Source organism: Opitutus sp. ER46 (assembly GCF_003054705.1).
GTDB lineage: Bacteria > Verrucomicrobiota > Verrucomicrobiia > Opitutales > Opitutaceae > ER46.
Window position 1 is genome coordinate 96,445 of the sequence record NZ_QAYX01000023.1, and the last position, 19,528, is coordinate 115,972.

At 56.3% G+C, this 19,528-nt stretch carries 16 protein-coding genes; 4 read left to right on the forward strand and 12 right to left on the reverse strand.

Translation table 11 applies throughout. The annotated features are described in order from the left end of the window. Positions 1-129: 129 nt before the first annotated feature. The 7 genes from DB354_RS23010 to DB354_RS13340 form a co-directional block, all read right to left on the reverse strand. Positions 130-543: a very short patch repair endonuclease gene (locus DB354_RS23010; protein WP_107836128.1), complete on the reverse strand. Its 414-nt coding sequence runs from the start codon at positions 541-543 to the stop codon at positions 130-132. Beyond that, positions 540-2,600, reverse strand: coding sequence for an AIPR family protein (locus DB354_RS13315; RefSeq protein ID WP_107836129.1), 2,061 nt, complete (start codon positions 2,598-2,600; stop codon positions 540-542). The genes DB354_RS23010 and DB354_RS13315 overlap by 4 nt, the downstream gene beginning before the upstream one ends. Continuing rightward, positions 2,597-3,601: a PD-(D/E)XK motif protein gene (locus tag DB354_RS13320; protein WP_107836130.1), complete on the reverse strand. Its 1,005-nt coding sequence runs from the start codon at positions 3,599-3,601 to the stop codon at positions 2,597-2,599. The genes DB354_RS13315 and DB354_RS13320 overlap by 4 nt, the downstream gene beginning before the upstream one ends. Continuing rightward, entirely contained in the window at positions 3,601-6,417 is a 2,817-nt protein-coding gene (locus DB354_RS13325) for a Z1 domain-containing protein (protein ID WP_107836131.1), read from the reverse strand. The genes DB354_RS13320 and DB354_RS13325 overlap by 1 nt, the downstream gene beginning before the upstream one ends. Continuing rightward, positions 6,414-7,928, reverse strand: a complete 1,515-nt coding sequence (locus DB354_RS13330) for an ATP-binding protein (protein ID WP_199226854.1) — start codon at positions 7,926-7,928, stop codon at positions 6,414-6,416. The genes DB354_RS13325 and DB354_RS13330 overlap by 4 nt, the downstream gene beginning before the upstream one ends. A gap of 35 nt (positions 7,929-7,963) precedes the next feature. Further along, a complete protein-coding gene (locus DB354_RS13335) occupies positions 7,964-9,535 on the reverse strand; it encodes a DNA cytosine methyltransferase (protein ID WP_107836133.1) in 1,572 nt (523 codons plus the stop codon). Between the two features lie 333 nt (positions 9,536-9,868). Next, positions 9,869-11,191, reverse strand: a complete 1,323-nt coding sequence (locus DB354_RS13340; RefSeq protein WP_199226855.1) for a hypothetical protein — start codon at positions 11,189-11,191, stop codon at positions 9,869-9,871. A gap of 119 nt (positions 11,192-11,310) precedes the next feature. Here DB354_RS13340 and DB354_RS13345 point away from each other — a divergent pair, with 119 nt between their 5' ends. Continuing rightward, positions 11,311-11,763 (forward strand): JAB domain-containing protein, encoded by a 453-nt coding sequence (locus tag DB354_RS13345; RefSeq protein ID WP_107836134.1) that lies wholly within the window; start codon positions 11,311-11,313, stop codon positions 11,761-11,763. A 210-nt stretch (positions 11,764-11,973) separates the two neighbouring features. Beyond that, positions 11,974-12,465 carry a DUF6573 family protein gene (locus DB354_RS13350; RefSeq protein WP_146180245.1) on the forward strand — a complete coding sequence of 164 codons (492 nt, stop codon included), beginning with the start codon at positions 11,974-11,976 and terminating at the stop codon, positions 12,463-12,465. Between the two features lie 86 nt (positions 12,466-12,551). Here DB354_RS13350 and DB354_RS13355 read toward each other — a convergent pair whose 3' ends face one another. The 3 genes from DB354_RS13355 to DB354_RS13365 all read right to left on the reverse strand — a co-directional run bounded on the left by DB354_RS13355 (position 12,552) and on the right by DB354_RS13365 (position 14,653). Further along, positions 12,552-13,472, reverse strand: a complete 921-nt coding sequence (locus DB354_RS13355) for a DNA/RNA non-specific endonuclease (protein ID WP_107836136.1) — start codon at positions 13,470-13,472, stop codon at positions 12,552-12,554. Positions 13,473-13,831: 359 nt separating this feature from the next. Next, the gene (locus tag DB354_RS13360; protein ID WP_107836137.1) at positions 13,832-14,101 is read right to left on the reverse strand and encodes a hypothetical protein; all 270 of its coding nucleotides are present in this window, start codon (positions 14,099-14,101) and stop codon (positions 13,832-13,834) included. A gap of 174 nt (positions 14,102-14,275) precedes the next feature. Further along, a complete protein-coding gene (locus DB354_RS13365; protein ID WP_146180246.1) occupies positions 14,276-14,653 on the reverse strand; it encodes a hypothetical protein in 378 nt (125 codons plus the stop codon). 83 nt (positions 14,654-14,736) lie between these two features. On the opposite strand from DB354_RS13365, the gene DB354_RS13370 reads away from it, so the two are divergent. Both DB354_RS13370 and DB354_RS13375 read left to right on the forward strand, forming a co-directional pair. Next, entirely contained in the window at positions 14,737-15,057 is a 321-nt protein-coding gene (locus tag DB354_RS13370; protein WP_107836139.1) for a helix-turn-helix transcriptional regulator, read from the forward strand. 271 nt (positions 15,058-15,328) lie between these two features. Next, complete coding sequence (locus DB354_RS13375) at positions 15,329-15,889, forward strand: sigma-70 family RNA polymerase sigma factor (protein WP_107836140.1); 561 nt, start codon at positions 15,329-15,331, stop codon at positions 15,887-15,889. Positions 15,890-16,095: 206 nt separating this feature from the next. Here the strand turns inward: DB354_RS13375 and DB354_RS22025 are convergent, their stop codons facing one another. Continuing rightward, on the reverse strand, positions 16,096-16,524 hold the full coding sequence (locus DB354_RS22025; RefSeq protein WP_146180247.1) for a hypothetical protein: 429 nt from the start codon (positions 16,522-16,524) through the stop codon (positions 16,096-16,098). After that, positions 16,517-19,417: a MobF family relaxase gene (gene mobF / locus DB354_RS13385; protein ID WP_107836142.1), complete on the reverse strand. Its 2,901-nt coding sequence runs from the start codon at positions 19,415-19,417 to the stop codon at positions 16,517-16,519. The genes DB354_RS22025 and mobF overlap by 8 nt, the downstream gene beginning before the upstream one ends. Positions 19,418-19,528: the final 111 nt, after the last annotated feature.

Genomic DNA, 19,528 nt, shown 5'->3' on the forward strand with positions numbered 1-19,528 from the left:
CCTCAACCAATCCGGTTCTCTCGTTTTGACCCTCCAGCTTCGGGGGGCAGGTCATGACCAAAAGCGACCATTCGAGTCGCTGAAAGAGCTGGGGCTGATCTGGGCCTTCACCGGGGGCTGCTCCAGGCACTAGTCCTCCAGTACTCTATGAATTCGACTGACAGTTCTGACTAGATTCCGGGCCGCCAAGTCATGCTCCCAGATGCGCACAACGGTCCACCCTCGCTTTCGGAGCGTCTTCGCAACCAACCTATCTCGTGTCTTGTTTCGCCCGAGCTTTCGCCGCCAGAATTCGCGATTGCTTACTGGCAGACTACAATGCTTGGGGCAGCCATGCCAGAAACAACCATCCACGAAAATGGCGACCTTTTTTGAGGGGAACGCGAAATCTGGCCTTCCGAATACCCGGTAGTGTCTACGCCATCCAATGATGCCCGATTTCCTAAAGGCGATTACTAAGGCGATTTCCGTCGCCTTGTTTCCTCGCCCCCGAATGCGCGCCATCACCTCGGACCGTTTCTCGACTGTGAATACATCAGTCACGTCTCCACCACGGTCTTGAAGCCGCGCCGCGCCGCCTCTTCGAGGATCTTCAGTCCCTGCACAGCCTGCTTTTCTGACGGCGCTTTCTTGTTCGCTGCGAGCTTTCCGAGGCTGAACGCAAGACCTCGCTGCCACGGGCTCAGATTGTCGGTCTCCTTGGCCCAATGGGCGAGCTGGAACCATGTGTCGGAATCGATCTTCATGAGCCGCACAACGTCCTCGGATGGAGCCGCGCCGTTGACGTTGGTTAGGTCTTTTTGCGGCACTCCAGGTTCTTTCCCTGCCATCGTCAAGTCGACCAGTTCGATCTCGAAATCGGTGGCCAGATCAATGGCTCCCTCCCGAAATGAATCCCAACACTCCTGACGTTTCGACCATTCGCCCGGGTTACGTCGGTTCGGAGGCGGGTTAATGATGTGTTCGTTTGCGAACGCCGAGACTTTCACAATTGCGGCGGCGAGAGCATCTGAAAGTTTCTGCTCCCGCCAGATGCGATCCAGATCGATTCGTTGGGCGCTGTGGTGCGAAAGCCATGCGAGCGTATAGGTGACAATGTTGGCGCGGAAGCCGCCGTAGTTCTGTGCCCCAACAAGCTTTTCGGCGGACTTGAAGAGAATCGCCTTTGCAACCAGCCGGTGAAAGTAGTCCTCGTCCACCGTCGGATGGCCCCGCTCAAGATTCGCTTCCGTAAACTTGATGAAGTTCTTTTCGGCACCAAGGCAGACATGGTGCGGCAGCTGGTTCCATGTGTTCTCGTACTTCGCGAGGTCCGTCTTGGTGAACTTCTGTCGAATAGGGCTAAGTGCGTCGAATGCGCGCATGCGGGCCGGCGTTCCCTCACGCATCTTGTCGTCAAGGTAGGAACCGCGCGCGCGCTCATAGTACCAGCGTGTCTGGCGTTCAGTGCCGGATGCGGCGGGCGCCCAAAGCCGGCGTGATAACTCCTCAAGCTTCACGTGATAGGGCTGATTTGCCGAGAAGTCGGCGGCGTTCACCTTATTCTGGCTGTTCGCGTATTGCGATATGAGCGGAACAAAGACGTCGATCTTCTTTGGGTCGTTTAGGACGGTCAGCTTCACCTGCACAACCAGACTGGTAAGGTCTGCCTTATCCCTCTTGAACGCGTGATAGATCGATGCCGTTGTCTGCCCTCCATTCACAATCTGAAAGTCACGGGCAAGCTTCAACGCGGCAAAACCAGCACCCCGTTCCTCAACGTCAACATTCTCGGCGGTAGCAGAGATGCCGTTGTTGTACGCGAGAAAGCGATGCGGTTCGCTCTGAATTGTGGAACGAATGCCCTTGTTGATTTTGCCCTTCGCCTGGAGAAACGAACGAACGTTTTTTTCCAGCAATCTGGGTCCGTACTCTCCATACAGTTTTGCAAGTAGCAGCCCAGGGAAGTACGCCAGGAATGTTCTGTATTCACCGGTTGAATCCGATGTTGAAATGCACGGTACACTGCCTCCAAAACTCGATTCGAAATCGATGGTAATGACCTCCCTCTGCATCTTGGAGGTAAAGAAACGGCGCAGCTTCTCCAAATCCCAGATGTAGTGGCTGACCTCGACACCATCGACGGTCACGTCCTCGACCTCAGGATTGCGGACGACACCATCGGTTAGGAGGAAGAAGCGTGCCTTGGAAAGGTCGTCACGGAGCTCATATATCTCCTTTGCCAAGGCAAATATCGCCGAGGATTCCTCAAGTTTCTTGTGCAAGCCTTGGAGTGCCGCTTCAAAAAAGCGATGCAGCCAACGGAAATGATTGTTGACTTCGGAATTCGGCACTGACTCCGGGGGCACGGCTCCCGTGTGACATGTCACGAACAAGTCGAGGCATTCGCCGTCAGCCGAAAGATTGAACGCGTTAATCTTCTCTCCACGATTGTTGTGCTTGTAGTAGCAAACCTCGCTGTCATCCACCTCGTTCGCCTGCACGAGATACTCGATCAGCACCTCCGTAAATTTGTCTTCTTTGAAGTGTCCAGTGTCTGCGTCAGTGCAGCGTGATAGTACTTCCTGACGTATTTCCTCCGCGAACTCCTCGATGGTCATGACTGCGCCCTTTCAATAAGCTCGTAAACAGTCGATGCTTCCACCCGATAAGCGGCGCACTCAGCGGCGGCGATCGAGTATTTGACGTCGCCAACACCTTTCCGGATGTCGGCACCGACGATGCGGGGAAACTCATCCCGGACTTCGAAGAAGTCCTGTGAACGCACGGCATATCTGGTCGAATACTTCCCGGCCTCGGAATCGACGTAGCCGGCAAGCAGCAGCAGCTCGGAGAATCGCGCGTATGCGTCAGGCTCGCGCTGGATCGTTGCGCGCACTGATTCGACAATCTCCGGAAGCGATGTACCACCGGCGACCAGCCTCTCCATCAGCAGTCCATAAACGAAAAGACGGCCGACGCCACTGGCATCGAGCTGCATCTCGTTGCTCACTGCGAACGTGCTGTGCTGTTTTGCGGTGGTGGTTTTGACCTCAATTGCGATTCCTGGGAATTGGAAGTCCTTCGCAAGTCGCTTTGGTCCTGCCCAAGACGCGATTGCACGCAGCGGCGCGACACGGGAGAGCAGTTTCTCCTGCAAGAACCACAATTCCGCAAATAGGCCCTGTTGCGCCCCGTCACCCAAACCTGAGGACGGCAGCTGGTTCAGAAACGTCTGCCACTCGGCGATACGCTGGAGGAATGCCGAGAATGCCGACTCCACATCGTGACATTGGCCGATGTGGTCGAGCATGTCGTTTGCGACCACGTCGAAAATTTCAGCATGAGCAGAGTCCGTAAGCTCAAATTGGAGACAATGGTGTCCCTCGGAATCCGCGGAGTTCTTTACGAACCTGACGGCAAAGCCGCGACCAGATGGGAGCTGTTGCGATGTACGTTCGTGCTTCAAGTTGGCCTTCAGCAGGAGAAAGCGGTGCGCCGAAGAACGATCAAGTGCAGCGAATACGTTGAGCTTTGACGAAGGCAACAAGCGCAGCCCGACAACCGATGCCCCCTCCGCATCCGCTTTGGCCAGTTGCTTCCATGTATGCGGTCCGATCATCAGTCTTCTACCTCCTCGTCGAGCTGATTTCCGATATAGACCAAGTTCGCCTCATATTCTACCCCATCCGTTGGATTCAGCCGATCACCAGGGAAGCTGATTCCGATTCCAACCGTCGGGATAGTGTAGTTGAGGCCTCCTGCCTTGCTGGAATCCAAAGGATAGATCAAAAGAAGGCCGTCTGTGAGGGGCCTTTGCTTGCGCAAAGCAGGACCAGATGGCCTTTCGGGCTCGGCTAGACTCCGGTTCTCTGGCGCGCGGGCAGCCCATTGTATCCTCGTTTCGTCTAGTGCCCTCGCTACTGCCTCCTCCGGCAAGCCGTGCTGCTCGTCAACAGGGCTTAACAGTCGTTTGATCGTGTACTTGGCGGTGGATGGTGTCAGATTTGCACGCTCAATCAATCCGACACTGAATCCCAAATCGTTCGACGGTGTCGCAGTCGCGAATCCGCTGGAAACGAGAACTACTGTCCAGTTCTTAAGATACCCCTTTGCCACCTGTTTGGAGACGTAGTGCGCCAAGAGCGCGCTATTCACTTTCGGGGCATGAGGATGTGTCTTGTACGCTTTCAGAAACCCGACAACTTCGGAGGCAGCAACCCCGGTCCAAACGTGATTGCCTGGAGATTGTGGCGGAGGCAATGATGACAGAAGACGACGCGTTACCTCAAGGTTTTGTCGCATCAATGCGCCGTCGTTCTGGAACACGGTCGTTTCACTGATCTGCCCATCATACGAGACCCTGAGTCTCTGGGAATCGCGCATCTTTACGAGGCTGGTGATCCAAAGCCCATTCGGATCGCTCCTAACCTTCAGGCCATACTCCTTCGGTGTACGATCGCCCATCAACTCGAACTCATTCCGCAGCTCCTCAGAGGCGAAAGCGATATTCTGATACCACTCGATCAAATCCGGTGTTGTGAACAGCCGGCAGACATCCAGGTACCCTGGTCGATATCCGAACCAACGGCCCATCTGCATCAAAGTATCGTACATGCGCGAAGGTCGAAGAAAATAGCTGACAGACAATCCGTAGAGGGTCAGTCCGCGAGAAAGTTTGTCCCCGCCGATCGCGATGACGCTTACGCCGTTTGGTGATCGCTGATAGTCAAGAACGTCTGTGGACTCACCAGAAATCTGCTTCACGCTGATCTTCAGCGCGGCTGCCGCAACAAGGGGCTTGATATCATTCCACTCGGTCTCAGTTATGAGGGGATCCTCCACGAGACTCTTCACCGCAGCGGTGGTGGGCTGGAAATTTTCAATCCAAAGCTGCTCAAGCTCGGCAAGAATCTGGGCGGAAGAGTTACCGTCTCCATACCGTAGCCGGTTGGAGATGTCCGAAAGCTCCGCTTCAACGAGTTCTTTCAGTTTTTCCTGCACCGACACAAATCTGGTCACATGCACGAGCATGGATTTGTGTGCCTTGTCATCACCTCGAAATGCCCTGACGGCGCATGAGAGCACAAAACAGCGCATTGCCTTCTTCAGAGACTCTGGAAGAGCTACGGGCTTGAAGTCCTTCTTGTGCTTCGGAGGAATGTATGCGGCCGAATCGCTGACCGGTACAATGATCGGCAATGGCGGCACCGTTTCAGCTATCCCCGCCTCTGGATCCGAATCGATGCCGAAAACCTTTACCGCGCCAACATAGTTTTTTGGCGTTGGCAGGCTGATTATGAAACTCCGAGGAAACAGTCCTTCTCCGTAGGGAATCTCGATTTCATTGGGAGGCTTGCCGATACTGCCACTGCCCGAGTTGTCGTCCGGTCGAATAAAGATGTTGGCAAAGGGGGTCGCAGTATATCCGACGTACGCTTTCTTGGAAAACAGACTCAAAATCTGGCGGATCTTGGCGTTAATTTTCGTGACATCATATTCCGAAACTGGAGCACCAGTCATCGGGTCAGTAGGCACCGCTTTTGTATTAATTGAGCCATGGTCTGCTTCGTCATCGATGACTAGAAGTGGTATGTCGGCTGGAAGTCTGCCAGTATCACTCTCCCTATACGAGGCTAGCCACACCAGCAGATTGGTCAGGATTGTGAGATTCTTCTTTACAACCAAGATGATCGGGTCCTGCCCGCCCGGATTTATTCCCAGTTCACGAGCCCGTTGGCGGCTGAAATCCTGCTCGTAGCCCGTAAGCGAGTGCGCAACAGCCCGGTGACGCGTGACGAGAGTTCCAACGCCGATGCGCTCATTGCCCTGATCGAATGTGGTTGCACGGGCCGCGCTGTACCCAAGGAACCCTTCGTCGATACGCAACTGAGTTTGGGAACGTAGATCATCATTGAGGCCGGCCAGAACAACAATGATTCGGTATCCTGCGTCTGCCGCCTTGCAGATCAGTCCGACGAAATTGCCGGTCTTTCCAGACTGTACATGGCCCACAACCATGCCCCTGCGGTCCCATCCACCAGTACGGTTCGGATCTTCGAGGCGCTCAAGGATTTTGTCAGTGAGCTTGTCAATGGAACCGATGGCCTTGGCTGGGAGTGGGTCGCCATTCTCGCCAAGCCAGCGGCGATACCGGTCCCAGAACTTCCACTCGATGGTAGCGCGCTGCGCCGGCAGCCAATCGTCGTGTCCAGTAATGTCGTCCATGACGAACTCGCGGCCAACATTCCAAGCGACCATTGCCTCCAGTTCCCTAATGAGTCTGTCCTTGTCCACGTCCATGGCCGCGCCCTTGCTCGAAAGTGCAACGGTCTGGATCGCGATATCTGTGATTTCCGCAATGCGGTCCTTTGTATGCGGGCCACCTTGGTCGAGGATGAGCAATGCGTGACTTAGGGCTTTCTGGTAGCTGGTCATTTTGCCTCTTTCTTTAGCGTCTCTTTGAAGGATTCGACGAGTTCGGGAAAGCGATCGAAAGGCTCCATTACGGCGATACGTTCAAGAGCCTGCACAGCAGGAACAGATGATTTCCTCATGGCACCAAAAACAGCCTTCATTGTGTCCAGCACCTCTGCGCTTGATGAGCCCTCGAATGGCGTTGCGTGCTGGTCGGGGTGTTCGGAGCTCGTGATCGCAAGCAATGGGATGGGGACGGTTTCCTCGATAAGCCGCAAAAGGCGGTCGACATCGGTGCCATGTACCGCGAGCGCATGCTTAACTAACGGGTGTTCGCGATTAATGCGGTACTGATACTTCCCGCTTCGGATCTTCTGCTGCCATACAAAAACGAAATCCTGCGACGAGTGACGGGCGGATACCTTGCCACGGTGCCGGTAAACTTCACTGGCCCTAGCTCGCGTTGCCTCAGCGATTCTCTTCAGGTCATCCCTAAACCCATCAGGAGGCCGGGCCTTTGATTTGGTAACGTCGATTTCCCATTCCTGGTCCATCGAGTTGGGAATATCCAGTTGGATACGTGCCAGCTTGAAGTGCTCCTCTTTTGTGAACGGCAGCCCGAGCCAGTCGCCAGCTACTAACAGACGTTCATTCCGGTAAACATAGAACCCCTGCTGGTGATTCCATCCTTTGATCCCGGCTGCCTCGGTGTGTTTTCGTGCAGTCAGCTTTGAAATGTGCGGGAGCACAAACGGCACGATATTTATCCTTCCATGCAGTTGTGCAATTTTCTCATCTGCAATTTGCTGGGTGGCCCGCTCGTTCTTTAGAAACGGGTCCCAAGGATCGATTGCGTTGTCGTTGACCAAGATTTTCAGCCTCCGTTTTCCCTCCATGAAACGATGGAACACCATGGCAAGGTGCCGCTCGACCCCATTGATCCGCGCATGGAATAGGTGCTTCTGAGCGGCATTGTCGGCACTCTGGCCGCGAACGATTCTATCCATATTTTCCCAAAGCACCGCCGTTCCCTGAGGCAGTGAGGACAGCCTCTTGAGCTGCCGTTCCGCCTCATCACCAGCTTCTCTCATCAACAGCCACTTCTTCTTGAATGCGACAAACGCCAGATCCCAACACCGGGTCGCAGGCTGGCAGGACCGCACTTTGGTCCTCACGGTAAGCCGGCGGCATTGGGAGAAAGACGCGGTTTTCAGGCCCAACCCATAGCGCCCGAGGTCCTTGGGGTCACGGGATTCCAGCGGATTGCGGCTGCCGGGACGCATTGCGTCCACAAGCGTCGCTTCGGTCATCCCGGTACCGTTATCGGTGACGCAGATAGTGGAGAATTCCCCTGCCCAAAAAAAATCGACCCAAACCGTGCTCGCACCCGCAAAAATACTATTGTCAATGAGATCGGCAATTGCACTGGGCAGATCGTAACCGAATGCACGCAACGATTCGATCATCGGTGCCGCCAACGGTTCAGCTAGATCGCATTGTTTCTCATTAATCGATTCAAAGTTCTTGGGCACAATGGGTTGGGGTGGAGACTGTCAGCGCTACGTGCTCAGGCCTGTTTTCGATACTTCAGTCCTGCCTGCGTTGCTTCACTGCAGTAAAATTCATCGTCCTTTAGCTCGCCGGCATGGTAGCGGCGCCACGCCTCCGTCACAACCGGCTCCAAGAGCACGGGCCAGCCACTTTGCACATAGTACGGTGTCATTAGTCGGGGCTCTATATGCAAGATGCTTGGCACCTCATCGACCGTGTTCGAGATGTCTGTTCCGTGCTCCAGCGCACTGTTTGGATGAAGCCCTGGGTAAACATACGCGACTGCGCACCAAGCGCGCTTGAAGGCTTCTGTCCCGAGGGCGCCGATCGACCTGTTCGATGCAGCGACCACGACCTCCATAATGCGTGAAACCGCTTCCTCAAGACTCGCTGGAATGCGCTTACCTGGGAACTGGATGAGTTTGGACTTTATATTAACCCCCTCAATATACGCTTTCGCCGTTAGGCCTAGTGCCTCTCCAATAAGCGGAGGAACGGCATTTCCGATCAGACGAAATTGATGGGTACGGGCCACTGGGAACTCAAACCAATCGGGAAAGCTTTGCACCCGAGCGGCCTCTCTCGGCGTAAGCGAACGATTCTGCGTCGGGTGAATGAACATCAGCCCGTCCTTGCTCAGATGGGCGACGATTGTGGAGCAGGGTTCGTTTCGATGCTGACGGGTGTACCTATCTTTGAATGTCCCCCGGTCGTACGGGAATTCGAACTCGATTCCGCGTTTCATTGCCTCAGCACAATGTTCGCCTTCCCTCAATCTGGCGAAATCGCGCAAGTCGCGGTCACTGTGCGGGCGTGAGCGGTGGCCCGTCAGATTTTCTGCGAGGTGCACCTCAAGGGTCTCGAACAGGTATTGCCTGCCATACCTGGCAACGTGAGCGACCCTGCGCCGCATATCGTACGTCGAGATCTCAGTCCCCGCCCCAGCTCTCAGCGGCGGCAGATCACCGATTGCTTCGCCAAGCGTCGGGTTAGTGCATGCGCGCGGTGCCCGCTGCAATCTGCTCGGGAAATAATCCGCCAAGTCGATTCGGGTCCCGATGATTAGCTGTCGCACACGTTTTTGAGGAACACCCAAGTCGAAAGCTTTCTCAACCTGCGGATGAACCCGGTAGCCATGCGCGCGTGCCTCCTGCTGAACACGGGTGAAGTACCGGCCCCCGGCCGCCGACTTTATTCCGAGGACGTTCTCCATCACAAAAACCTTCGGACGAAAGAAAGCGACGTACTTCAGAAACTCACGGTAGAGATACCGCCGCGGATCTTCGATCATGCGCGGCCCGCTGTTCGCTCCGTCCCGCTGGCGGCTTGTAGAAAACCCCTGGCATGGAGGCCCGCCGATAATCACGTCGACTGTTGTTGCGCCAATCTGCCGGGACAACTCGTCAGGCCCGAAGCGGGTCAAGTCCTTGTGGAGGACGTGTGGGACTTCAGAGAAATTCTTCCTGAAAACATCCACCGCCTCCGAGTTAAAGTCGATTGCCGCCAGCACGTCGAAGCCGGCGCGCTTGAACCCCAAGCTGAAGCCGCCGCATCCGCAAAACAGGTCAATGCATGATGGACGCTTCATTGGGCGCGGGCGGGAAACTGGTTTGCCGGAGTGCTGAACATTGTCTTCTGGAGCACCGGAACTAGATTGCGAGTCGCAGGCATTGTCAGCCAAAAGCTTTCTTTTGGCGTCAACCCGTGCTCCGCACATCCGGTGCACCTAGACTTAACGATATTATGCGTAACTCGTCTTGCGTCAATAACCTATGGTAGAAAAATGGGCTGCTGATTCAGAATCCAATACCTGCTGCCTCCATGGGCTCACACACGAGGTCGCCTTCGAGAGGGTCAATCGCCACTCGCGCGCCCTCGACTCAGGTAGCGCTGATCGGAAGATGCGGCCTTCTCGCCTAGCCTAGATCGATACCTGAGGCAGGAGCTTAAACAGCGCAGCTTCGTCTTTCTCGTCGGCTAACGCTTCGAGGAGAGCCTTGTCGACAAAGTTCGCCGAGATCTTTTCAAGGACTATATTCCCAAGTGCTCGCAACCTCCGAAGTTTTGATGGATGTTGTATACGATCTCTCAGGATTCTACTGGTCTTCACGCATTCGACGAAAGCTTCTGCGGCTCGGTTATCGAACAGCTGGATCATCTTAGGTATCGTTATAGCGGCGCCGTTAGCATAAAAGTCACGCCGGGCGAATTGTGGGCTATGTCCGACATATCCTACATACGTGTGCACAATCGCGGATACGTAATCAGACAGCAGATCCTGCGGTATGATGCTGGCATATGGATAAAGAGCATCTACTGTTTCATTTTCGATGGTCCATTGATCCATATTTGCCGCCAACTTCTCCACCAGCGGCTTGATCTTGTACTTGCGCGCAACCGGCGTTAAATAGGCCATTGCACCCACGACATTAACAAATGCGAAGGCTTGTTCGGTTGACGCAACATTACCCTTTGGAATCTCCTGATCGACTCTTCTCACGACCTGAATCTTGACCTCCTTAGGGAGCACCTGCCAAAGAACCGGAGCTACAAATTCGATGTTGGATGTGAGTACCGTGGTTGCACCCGGATGCGTATATGCTGTAAATAGGCGGTTGATGAGCTCTGTCTTATAGACTTCCGGTAAAGTACCCAACGCGTTTTCTACCGCAATCGCGTTTCGATCGAAAGTCGCCCCACCGAGAATTGCGAGGTAATCGTCTATGTCGATGATTGGCGCGGGGTACTCGGCGTTCAAGACATACTTAACACAGTCATCCATCATCGCCAACACCTTTAGCACTGATGGGTCGCTACTCTTCGGATGTCCGGAAAAGATGTGTCGCGTTTCTTTGGCATGCTTTAACATCTTGCTAGCTTCCCACCCGATTACGCCAATTTGGTAAGCGCCTTCAATGAGATCGTCATCATTAACGTAGTTCTGGAAATCTTCGTACGATTTGATTTCGCGAGACAACTTTACGCTCTTGTTGAACAGCTTGAGGCTACGGGCCATTATCTTGTTACGGAGATCATCCACCACGGCGTTCCAAAATGATCCGATTGCGCTGCGATACCCTCCCACGGGTAACACCTTTAGGCCCTCTATTATGTAAGGGCTATCGCGGAGGTCTGCCCGCACGGAATTGAGGCATCTCTCAAACAGCGGGGCAAAATCGTGTTCCTTTACGACGATTTCGGAGGGTGCAGCCGAGACGACGGTGAGGGGAATTTGCTTGGTCATTCTGATTGAAGTTGGATGACCAATAATTACAGCTGATTTGCAGGGCGCGTGCAAGCCGGTTGTATGTAGCAATTGCCCAATTCCGGAAAAGCGGGGCTTCTCACGCGTATTTACTGGGTATGCGCGTCTTTGAAGCATCTATCTCGTACCGTCTTGTTCAAGATGGGGAGACAGTTTCCATCAATAGCTCCCAGCGCGCCTCCGAATACCTAAAGTCCGCCTTTGACGAGACACCTACCCAAGAGGCGTTTTGGGTGATCCTGCTCGATCGCAAGAACCGTCCACTGGGCCGGACCCGAATATCGTTGGGTACGCTGACGTGTGCTCTCGCTGCTCCGCGTGAGGTGTTCCGCGCGGCCATCCTCGCATCGGCAGCGGCAATCATTGCGGCCCACAACCACCCGAGTGGCGACCCCGCGCCAAGTTCAGCAGACGTTCACCTCACCCGGCAACTTCGAGAGGCTGCCCGAATCATGGACATTGAACTGGTGGATCACGTCATCGTCGGCGACCCAGTAAGTGACCCCACCGGGAGGGGCATCTACTCATTCAGAGAAGCCGGACTCATCTGAGCCGGCTGGGGTACGGCTGTTTTGACTACTTTCAGGTCTTTTCGCTTCGGCCTCCGGTTCAATCGTTCGCCCTTCATGGCCCGGCTGTCATCGGGGGGCACATACAGCGGGTCCCTCTGAAGCGACTCCCGCAGCCGCCCCGATTCGCGGGCCACTATGCGAAGGGCGAACCGACCGAACCGAGCAGCACGAGCTGCAAAAAAAAAGACCATGAACATAGATCAAAACAATCAAGCAAACCACCAGACAGGGCTCTCATCCCGTCCCGAGCAGTTGAGCCAAGGCACCAACCAGGAGCAAAGGAGCCCACGGCAGGAAACCGAGCCATTCGGCCCCGCCATTTTCACCTATTCCCGAAAGCAGGCACTGGCCGACGGGGTTCAGGTTGATGTGACCGTTACGGCGAAAGAGGCAGGTTTTCGGTTTCCGGTGTTCCTCACGCATGGCGTCTTTGACGCCTATGTAACCGTTCCAACTGGCGCAGTGGGGCAGGACGAAGCAGGCCGGCTCTGGGATATCCTGTGGATGCTCCGGTATGCCATCCGCGAAATGCGGAGCGACCTAAGCCGCATTCCCTTCCAGTTGTACGTCCGCAACGACAACAGAAAGGCGCGGCTGGTGAACCTTGTTGCTGAATGCGGAGCCATGGACGTCGACGACCCTAGCCCGGCAATCACAGTCATGCTCCCCGATGAGGACTAGTTCCCCATATGTGCGCGGCCCCTACCACGGGGGCCGCTTTCTTTTGCTCGTCCGGGACGCTCAATCGCCGCTCCCGAGCCCTCGGCTCACTCCGAAGTGTACCTGTCTGGATCGAGCTTCAGGTCCCAATTCCAATCGGCGTCGGCTTTGGCCTTCTCCAACCTTTCCTCAACGTCGTCAGGAAGACCGGCGAAAAAATCGATTCCCGTCGATTGCTCAATAGCCCGGATCGTCGTCAGGAAGTCACCGAGACGACGAACACCGGTGACGGACTGCTTCATCGTCAGCGCAAGCGCACGCAGCTTTCCAGCGTCAGTACGATCAACGATGATGCAGTAAAAAGCGGCAGGCATGGCCGCCTTCCCGTTGTAGCGCGTGACCGGCTCCTCAAAAATTGGCCCGACGGTCACCCACACGCCTTTGCACACTGGGGCAAAGTTTCGCGCGATCTCAGCTTCCAGTGCCTTCCAGGTCTTCTGATTGAGTGACGACCGCTGCGGCACGATGTTCGTCAACTTGAATGTCTCCAGTTGAGCAGTCCGGCCGTAGCGAGTCGCTATCGCATAATTTGGAGCCATGTGGCCGCGGTCGTAAGTCGGATTGCCCGGCGGTCGATTGTAGTCCTCGTGCTTCAACTGAGCAGCCTCGCAAACTCGATCATCGGTGGAAAATCTGTTGGGACGCTTGCCGTTCTCAAAAGTGGCGTACGGTCCGCAGTAGTACGCAGCCCATAGGGGATCGATCAGGTCTTCCGAGAATCCAACCGCGTATCCTGTGTTTTCCAGAACGACTGCTGGCCGTTTTGAGATCGGTAACCCGCCAACCGAATAGCGCTCACTCGCAGCCGTCGCGTTGCTGACGGCCAACTCTAGGACGTTCCGGCTTTCGCCGATTGCTGAGGCAGAAGCAGCGACAGGTGCAGACGGCTGCGGCGACTTCGTGACTGTTGAGCATGCAGTAAGCAGAACAACGAAACCGCATGCGAATAGCCGTTGTATTAGGTTCATAACAGAGCTGGTTCGCCTCTATGTTATACCCCGGAAGGTGTCACTGTGAAGGCTGTTCTCGGCGACAGGTTATTTCGAAGTCCCAAAAAAGGCCGGCGCCCTGAGAGCGCCGGCCTTGTGTTCAATCGCGGATCTCTAGCGCTCCATCGTCCCGATTGAGTTTCCGTTGGCGTCCCGAACGTCGCCAACATCACCGTTCCAGGTAACCTCCCCCTGCTGACCGTTTCGATCCTCGACAGTGCGAGGCTCGTCGCTCCCGGGGTTGGTCGTCACTGGCACCCAGTCGTTCGGACCTGTTCCTTTGCTCATACGCACCTACTTTCCTTGAATCCCGCCGGCACCACGCAGGCGGTAGAGGATCAATCCTGGCGAGTGAACGTGTGGCCGCAGCGGTGGCACACCCAAGACCGTTCCCATTGGGCCAGCAGCCTGGGAAACTCGTCTCTGTTCCATTTCTTCGTGCGAAAGATGATGAAACAGCCGATCGCCGATATCCCTATCCCGACGAGCTTGAGGCCCACCTCGCCCTTGGCGAAGAGGCCGACAAAGCCCGAGACGGCCAAGAGGTAGAAAAGCCAGTGGATGGGACGCGGCTGCGGCGGGGCCACCTTCTCCGCAAGGGCGGTCATGCTTGACGACGTGGTTCGCACACCACCAAGCCCCAGCCCGAGCCCACCGTTGGCACCTACACCTACCCCGACGCCAGCGCTATCGTGAACGCTCACGGCTGTCCCGGCCTCATAGGCCATCTGGAAGGTCTGAATCTGATCAGACTGACATTTCGGACAACGGTGTTCCATGGCTCAGCGCTGCTCCATGTAGATGCGTTGGAAGTCGTCCACCTCGGTAAACACACCGACCACCACCTTGCCGGGGATGGTTGAACCCCAGACGCTCACCTCCGTCCGCGTGTCGCTTACGCGGTTGAGGGTCACGGTCATGTTCACGGCATTGTGAACGGTGGCTGCAATGGTGCCCGCGTGCGCGTCTTGGGAGGTGATGCTTCCGCCCAGAGCCGCGAACGTCTGCACCGCCCGCTGGTGGGCGCTCTCAAACGGGCGCTCGACGGTGAACTTGGTGGAACGCGTCTCGGGGTTGACGATGAACCCGGACGCACAACCCGACAGAAGGAACAGCGAGGCCATTCCGAGGAAAAGAAGCAGGAATGAGGATCTTTTCATGAGGAGGGAACCGGGAGGGCAGAGCAAACACCGTGTTTCGTCAAGGTGTTTTGAATCGTTTCCCTCCGTCAGGATGACGGCGCGTGCCAAATCCCGCATTTCCCCACCTCCGACAAGTTATCCGAGCATTGCGCACAAGACGCGAGCTGACCCAGGAGCAACTCGCCGAGAAGGCCGGCGTGGACTACAAGCACTTCCAGCTTCTAGAAATTGGCAGGTCTGAGATCCCCTCACTGGGCACAGTCCGAAAGATTGCCGAGGCGCTCGGAACGAAACCGTGGGTGCTCATCTGCGATGACCTGCGTCTGGTATGCGACGCCACCGGACTGACCCGCGACGAGCTTGCCACAGCAGCGAAGCCGGCAGCTGGACGACCGCGGAAGAAGAAGCCCTCCGATGCCTAATTGGCCGTCGCGCTCAGTGCCCAGTTGTGCACCCCAGCCGTTCGTGCATTAGCTTCCAATTTTCCACAACTTACGCACATTTACTCACATTCTCGGAAATCAGTAACAGCAGACGCGTATGTATATGATGACGGCCGATTCAGGAGAGCGCTGCAATGAATGCATTCGCTCCCGTGTTTACCCAGAAATGAGTGACCAGATGCCACAAAGCATTGCGCGTTGCTCGCTTCTCGGCGAATAATGGGAATCCTCATCGGCCGCTCATTCCTATATGAGAAGCAAGAAAGGTACGCCGACAGTGATGTCGGAACAGACGTCGGAGGCCAGAATTCAGGCCTTGGAAAAAGCGATCGACAAGTATGGATCGTTTTTCCTGGCGTTCTTCACGCTGCGAACTCGCGATGCAGACTGGTCACGAGATCTCGCGCAAACGCTGTGGCTGGAAGTGTATGATAAATTCAGTCTCTTCCGCTTCGAAAGCAAGGGCCTGCTAATCGCCAAGGCGTGCCAGGTTCTGCGCGATGCGATGCGGCATAAACGCACACGCGGTTTCGTGACTTACGTCGCGGAATATCCAGAAGTCGCCGGACCAACCACCAACCGTGAGCCAAGCTCACGCGACGAAGAGGAGCGCCTGAAGGCAGGCTTTTGGGAGGCATTCCCAGGCGTAGATTTGACTGACCTTCAGAAAGAGGCATTTTGGCTGAATGCAAGGGACGGATACACGCTTGCAGAAGTATCCTCCCGTTTGGGCGTGCCCGTGGCAACGGTTCACGACTGGTTGGCCAAGGTGAAAAAGGAGTGCATGGATAGCTATAAAAACGAATCCTGATGAAAGACCACCCCTCAGAGTTTACGGAAAAGGATCTCGTGACCCTCGTTCGGGAGTTTGGGCGTCCAGTGCCCAGCGGTTTCAAAGAAGGCATCATCGCCAAGATCCGCGCACGGGAAATGGAGAAGGCGCGGAAGACCGAGCCTTCTCGGCCTTCTCGGCAACGCAGCAGAACCCCCGATCGAAGTCCGGAGATGGAATGACGGTCACAGGATTTCCCCTGGACCGTCAGTTTCCGCGTAGATGACCTCAATGGATGTCACCACGGGTTCACCGCGGATGAATTCGATGTGCTCGGACTCTCTGAGCATGACGAGCCGCTGCTGAGTCAATTCGATTGCCACTTTGCCAAGCTCCCTCCCCCGAACTTCAATCGCTTTCACGTCACTGCTGTTACAGTGAATGGTTATCTGCGCTGGCGACGGGACATCGATGAGCCCCACGTACGCGTAGGGAAATGACCAATAATGCCCATCTCGCGCTAGAAGCTCGAAACGCGAGGGCCGGGGGTCCCCTTCGTCGCTCATCGACGTAACGGGCGTAGCCGACGATTTGCGCCGCTTCGGTTTCAACGGCGTTTTTCCCTTCCCCAGCATTGTGGCACTATCGAACAGATTGGGGGCGTTCTTACTCATGGCTCATCTCCATTTCCACAGTCCGGCTTCGGGCCGGTATGCGAGGCGTCACACCAGGCATGCGGCGCTTCCTTGCCTCCGCCCGCTGCGCTTCACGAATTGTCATCTGTTGCAGGATCTGGCGTGAGCGCGTCTCGCCCAGAACCTCGTATGCCGACTGCCGTTCGGACGTACGTTGCGCGGCTCGCATCAGCTCACCTTTATTCTCAGTGAACACCCTGGCCGAGTACCGTGCACGGCTCAGGGTAACGTATACTCGACGATGGTCTGTCGCTGCAATGGAGTCCTCGCCAATAGCCGCAAGGACTACATCGACGGTTCGCGATTGCGCTGCGTCGGCTGTCACCACGTAGCCGTGGTCAACGTGACCGAAATCGCGAGGAAGTTGGCAACCGTTCGCAAGCACCAACCCGCCGTCGGCGGTGAATCCTGCCACACGCACAATGTCACCGTTGTTGACCCGCGTCCCCTTGGACCGATGCCCTGATTCCAGATCCGCCCGCGACTCGGGACTCGCCTCCGTAAATCCATTTTCGGTGATGCGCAGCATGTCACCGACCGCGACTGGCAGATCCCGAAGTTCGTATACCTGAAACTTCCGGGATTGGTCGACCGGGAGCCGGCGCGTGGTGCCGTCATTTTTAAGGACTCCGACGATTCCTCCTCTCACGTCCACTTCAGTCACTCGCACACGTTCACTCTTCCTGAACCCGTTTACGTGTTGTTTGAATTGGACGATCAAATCGGGGCTGTATCGCGCAACGCTGCCCTTCTCTGCCTCTGTCCACGCAAGCTTTACGGTTCGCTGGATCTTTCGTTCCGCGGGGTTCAGAAGCCCTCTAGCCACAAGCGCCTGCCTAATAGCCGCAGTAACCGCCGCACCTTCTTCGTGGGTCGGTGAAACGACGAGCACAGAGTTGGCGTGCGCCTTCGGCTGATCGACGCAGGCGACGTATTCCGCTGCAAGCTGGACCCACGCCTTTCCTGCACCGGATTCAACAATGCCGCCCCCCCGATCCAACAGTTTCAGACCACGCCCCACGTTCCCGCGGCTGATCGCTTCAACCACCGCTTTCAGCTCCGGGGTTTTCTGGCGTTTGATACGATCAAGCCGCGCGACCGCGAGCCCGGCATTCTTCTCAAGGAATGCCAACGGGTCGCCGCGGGACACTGACCTGATCTGCGATGGGTCACCCGCGAGGACGACGCGCTCAACGCCTCTTGCACGGGCCAGACGAAGCAGCGCGAGCATGTCACGATTTCCGACCATTCCTGCCTCGTCGATCCAAAGCAGAGCGCCCCTCAACGCTGCATGTCTCGATTCGTCGGCCAGGAGCTTTGCGATCGTCTCGGCATCCCAAAGCCCCTCTTCGCGCAGCACGCCGCGTGCGGCCTTTGCGGTCGGAGCGCAGGCAATCATTCTCTGACCGCGAGCTTTCATCGCCGCACGAATCTCGTGCAGCAGGGTAGTCTTTCCTGTGCCCGCGCGACCTATCACACCGACGATCCAATCCTGGGAGTGCAGAACATGCCTGATGGCACGGCGCTGTTCCTCGGCATCCTTCGTTTCGGCGCCGAGAAGCGGATTCTGGAAGCGGTAGTCTTGTGCAAACAGCGGCGGCACTGTGCCTCGTCCATTCCGCACTATGGCCATCAGCGTTGATTCCTCGGCCAGCACATCACGCGTTGTCACCTGGTTCTCGCCATCCACCACTGCGCGCAGGAGTTCGTCCGTCCTGTCGACTTCATCCCGGACCGTCTGGACACGGACCTGTCCCACCGCACGCATGAGCGCTCGGGCGAGCAATCGCTTTTCGGAGACGACGGAAGCGCGTTCAAGCTCGTGCGCCAGGGCATAGCGGACTGCCGCGCTGGCAGCGTCGGGACTGTCACGCTCCAGCGCCGGGGCGTTGCTCAAAGCCGATTCGGCCAGCGCTTCCAGCTGACGGCTTTCCTCCTGACTGAGAAAGCCACGCCAGATCTCCCTGAGCTGCTGCATTCCGATCGCAGGGTTCTTAGCCCTCCGGGTCAACGCGCCCAGCGCGTCCTTTGCCGCGCCGCTCGTGATCCCCAGTTCCCGTGCCAGCGCCTCGATCTCCTTTGTTCGGCGAGAAAACACCTCGCAAAGGCTGCGCGGCACACCTGCCACTTCGAAGCCATCGGCCGTCGGTGTTATGTTGAATCCCAGCCTCTGGAGTTCACCGGCAAGACGCACGTGATAGGCCGCCTGAAAGTAGGGCGCATCACGTTTGATCCGCATGAACTCTCCGGCCTTCCACTGCTCCTCAACCTCGTCGAACGTCGCGTTCACGACATACACGTGACAATGCAGATGAGGATCCGGGATGGCGACACGTCCATCCTCCCCACGGAGCGCATTCAGCTCCGGAAACATTCCCAGCAGTTCGGCCTCTGTTCTTTTGTCCATCGCAGTCGGACGCGTGGTAAAGTGCAGGAACTCCGCCCAGATCATGTTCCCGGTCTTTCGGTCGCTGAAGGCACCGCTCTTGCGCACACGGGCGTGCATCACCTCTTCCATCTCCCGCAGTGTCTCTCGGAACGCTGTCTGCATCGCGCTGATGATCCGGTCATCGCGTGTGAGCGCGTGGAGAACCGAGACACTTTTGGGCACGTCGAACGTGAAGTCATACCCCGGCCTCCGGTTCGTGACCATGCGTGCCGTCAACCGTGTGCCCTCCGGCTTTTTGTTCTCCAGGAGCGCCACGAAGGCGTCGCGATCAATCCTGCCCTCCAATCCAAGCCGCTCCGCTCCACGGCCACCCCACATGCCGGCGATCTCCTGCTCGTCGCAATAATAGTCACCGCGCGAGAGGGACTCGTCGAAGTACCTTTTCGCGGCGTCTGCCGATTCACTCTGTGTGATTCGAAGCATGGATGAGGTTGGTTTCCAGTTGTCGTCTTCAGGTGATTATCACTCTGGGTTCTGTCTCCGTTATTGGTGGGTTTTGCGTTGCAGGTTCTTTCCAGAATCAGGTTGGCTATT